Source organism: Acidimicrobiales bacterium (genome assembly GCA_035533095.1).
Lineage (GTDB): Bacteria > Actinomycetota > Acidimicrobiia > Acidimicrobiales > Palsa-688 > DATLUM01.
Map to the genome: position 1 here is coordinate 1 of DATLUM010000052.1, position 3,167 is coordinate 3,167.

Below are 3,167 nucleotides of genomic sequence, written 5' to 3' on the forward strand. Positions count from 1 at the left end.
GTGCCGCTACAGCCTCGGGGAACGAGAGCTACGCATGATCGTCCGCCGGCAGAGAAAGAGCGTCGGCTCCCAGCTCGCCTTCGACGACCTCGGTGGCTGGCGCTTCCACGCGATCGTGACGAACATCCCGGCGATCTTCTGCGACATCGCGACGATCGAGCACCACCACCGTCTCCGCGGTGGTGCCCCAGAGGAAGCAATCCGCCAGCTCAAGCACGATTTCGGGCTGAACCACGCTCCGCTACAGAGCTTCCTCGGCAACTGGTGCTGGTGGCTCGCTTCCGCGCTCGCCTACAACGTCGCCCGCTGGATCCGCGTCCTGGCGCTGCCCGAGGCGTTCCGGACCAGTCGGGGCAAGCGTCTCCGGTTCTCCTTCTTCAACGTCGCCGCACGTGTCACGCGCCGCGGCCGCCAGATTCATCTCCGCCTCCCGCGGGCCTACCCCCACGCACGCGCGTTCATCGCCGCGATAAAGCGATTGCGAGCCCTGCCGGCCTTCGCCTGAACCCCAAGACAATGAGGATCGACCCCACAAGGGCGAAGCCTGCCCTTGTGGTGGGTCAAGCTCCCACGAATCGCTCGTTCAACCCGAGAGCCGGGCGAAACCTGTCCTCACCGTCCCACAACGGGCATCTGCGGCCCCCCAATTGGCATTCTGCGCCGAGATCAAGCTTCCGGAGAGGCTCGAGGGTGCCCTCTGCAAAATCAGGGTCAGACCCACATGGCCCCTGGCAGGGACCGCCACGGCGGATGAGAATGGTGCTGGTCGCCCGCCGAGCCCGGACTCTCATTGGTGCCATAGAGCCCGCGGGTCAGACTGGTGCCGGGGCCTGCAGGCACCACGCACTGTTCCTTCGAGGACGTACCTCAGATTCTCCAACACCACACAGGCCCCAGGGGCGACCACCGACAGCACCGAGCAGAGGAGGTTGCGATGGAGGTCATCGTGGAGCGCTGCGCGGCGCTCGACGTCCACAAGGACACAATCATGGCGGCGGTGCGCCTGCCCGGAGAGAAGGGGAAGCGCCGCACCGAGCTACGGGAGTTCCGCACGTGGACGTCGTCGCTACGCGAGCTGCGAGCCTGGCTCGTCGGTCATGGCGTCACCCAGGTGGTGATGGAGGCGACCGGGGTCTACTGGAAGGCGCCCTGGCACGTGCTCTGCCCCGAGCCCAGCTTCGAGATCCTGCTCGCCAACGCCCAGCACGTGAAGAACCTCCCGGGAAGAAAGACCGACGTCGCCGACGCCCAGTGGCTCGCTTCTCTATTGGAGTGTGGGCTGCTCAGGGGCAGCTTCGTTCCGGACCCGGTGATGAGCCGGCTGCGGGACCTGACCCGGCACCGCAAGAAGCTCGCCGAAGAGCGGGCCCGGGAGACCCAGCGGATCCAAAAGGTGCTCGAAGACGCCGGCATCAAGCTCGACTCGGTCGTCTCCGACGTGCTCGGCAAGGGACCGCGCAACATGATCGAGGCGCTGATCGCCGGCGAGCGCGACGTGCACGTACTGGCGGAGATGGCCCTGACCCGCTCACGGGCGAGGATCCCCGAGCTCCGGCTCGCCTTGGAAGGCGGCTTCAGCGAGCATCACGCCTTCATGCTGCGCACCCACCTCGACACCGTCGACCACCTCAGCGCCCAGATCGCCAAGCTCGAAGACCGCCTGGAGGTGGAGATCGCCCCTTTCGCTCGCCAGGTTGAGCGGTTGTGCACGATGGTCGGCATCGGGAAGGTCACCGCACAGGCGATCATCGCCGAAATCGGGGTGGACATGGGCCGGTTCCCCACCGCCGCCCACCTCGCCAGCTGGGCCGGGATGTGCCCGGGGAACCACGAGTCGGCCGGCAAGCGTCGGTCGGGAAAGGCCCGCAAGGGCAACGCCGCCCTGCGCTCGGCGCTGATCGAGGCGGCCTGGTCGGCCTCGCACGCCCGGGACAGCTACTACGCAGCCCAGTACCGGAGGTTCTGCCGCCGCTTCGGCAAGAAGAGCGAGTCCAAGGCGATCTTCGTCGTCGCCCACTCGATGCTCGTCGCCATCTGGCACATCCTCGCCCACGAGTGCGACTACGCCGACCTTGGCTCGGACTGGTTCGACCGGCGCACCGACAGTGAGCAGCACGCCCGTCGCCTCGCCCACCAGATCGAGCGACTCGGCTACAAGGTCACCGTCGAGCCCGTCGCCGCCTGAGCAATCTGCTCGTCGGGGCTGGCGCCCCGAGCGGGGCTCCGCCCCGCACCCCAGCCTGGCGCGCCCAAGCGCGCGCACAACTCAGGTCATTCTCACCTCAGAGCGGGCGGTGTCGACACGTTCCACCCTCCTCGTCGGCGCCGATCCTCCTCGCCCAGGGCTCATCGGTCCGAACCGCCGAAGCGACGGCCGGTTCGCCGGCGGTCAGCCACGCAGGCCGATGCAGCCCCCGGTCACCGCCGAGCAGTGCCGCCGCTCGGCCATCTGCCCGAGCTCCAGAGCGGGGAAGGGCGCGGCGCCGCGGTGCGGTCGGGCCGCGCCTGGTGGTCCCCATGCCCGACACTTGGTCAACAACTCGGCCGGCGGTGACGACTTGCCTCCTCGTGCTGGCGCCGCGGCAAGCCGCTGGCGCCGACGATCGGAGCGTCCGGACCCCTCATGCGCATCAATCTCGTGACAGCCCGGTAGTCCTTCGCCGGGCCCCGTACCCGCCAGTGCTCCTCAACCACGTCGTGCGACCTCACGAACGTCGCGATCTCGTAGCGATCGTGGCCGCACAAGTGGACGCTGGTCCACCCCCCGGCGCTGAGGTCGAGGTCGACGAAAGGGCGGCCGTCGCTGAAGTAGAGCATCGCCGTCGAATCGCCTTGTCGCAGGTACAGCAGACGACGATGGGCTCTCTGACCAAGGGCCCCGAAGCGCAGTTCTCCGACTTCTTCATAGCGTGCTCGGGCATCGAGCGAACCGTCGGGACTCGACGGTGCCTCGGCGAGGGCCGCGGTTCCTTCGAACGTGCCTCGGAGCCCGGCGCGGTGATCCTCGATCGAACGCGCGACGCGCCAAGTCCCAAGGAGGAAGTCGAGCGTGTCGAGGATCTCCATGCGCTCGATTCTGCCCACTCGAGCAGGCGGGGAGGCGCCAGCGGGAAGGTTAACGGCTTGGAGTCTCCCGCGAGGCCTTGTTAGGGTGCGGCATCGCTGCG

General features: G+C 68.0%; 3 protein-coding genes. 2 read left to right on the forward strand and 1 reads right to left on the reverse strand.

All coding sequences use genetic code 11. The features are described from left to right. Together VNF71_06535 and VNF71_06540 are read left to right on the forward strand one after the other, a co-directional pair. Positions 1-505: transposase (locus tag VNF71_06535; protein HVA74205.1), on the forward strand; the 505-nt coding region annotated here is incomplete at its 5' end. Between the two features lie 429 nt (positions 506-934). Beyond that, complete coding sequence (locus VNF71_06540) at positions 935-2,185, forward strand: IS110 family transposase (protein HVA74206.1); 1,251 nt, start codon at positions 935-937, stop codon at positions 2,183-2,185. Between the two features lie 347 nt (positions 2,186-2,532). Here the strand turns inward: VNF71_06540 and VNF71_06545 are convergent, their stop codons facing one another. Next, on the reverse strand, positions 2,533-3,066 hold the full coding sequence (locus tag VNF71_06545; GenBank protein ID HVA74207.1) for a DUF6314 family protein: 534 nt from the start codon (positions 3,064-3,066) through the stop codon (positions 2,533-2,535). Between the last annotated feature and the right edge of the window lie 101 nt (positions 3,067-3,167).

Excerpts from the sequence above, each read along its gene's own strand:
- VNF71_06545 (HVA74207.1), bottom strand. The coding sequence starts at position 3,066 with ATGGAGATCCTCGACACGCTCGACTTCCTCCTTGGGACTTGGCGCGTC.
- VNF71_06540 (HVA74206.1), top strand. The coding sequence starts at position 935 with ATGGAGGTCATCGTGGAGCGCTGCGCGGCGCTCGACGTCCACAAGGAC.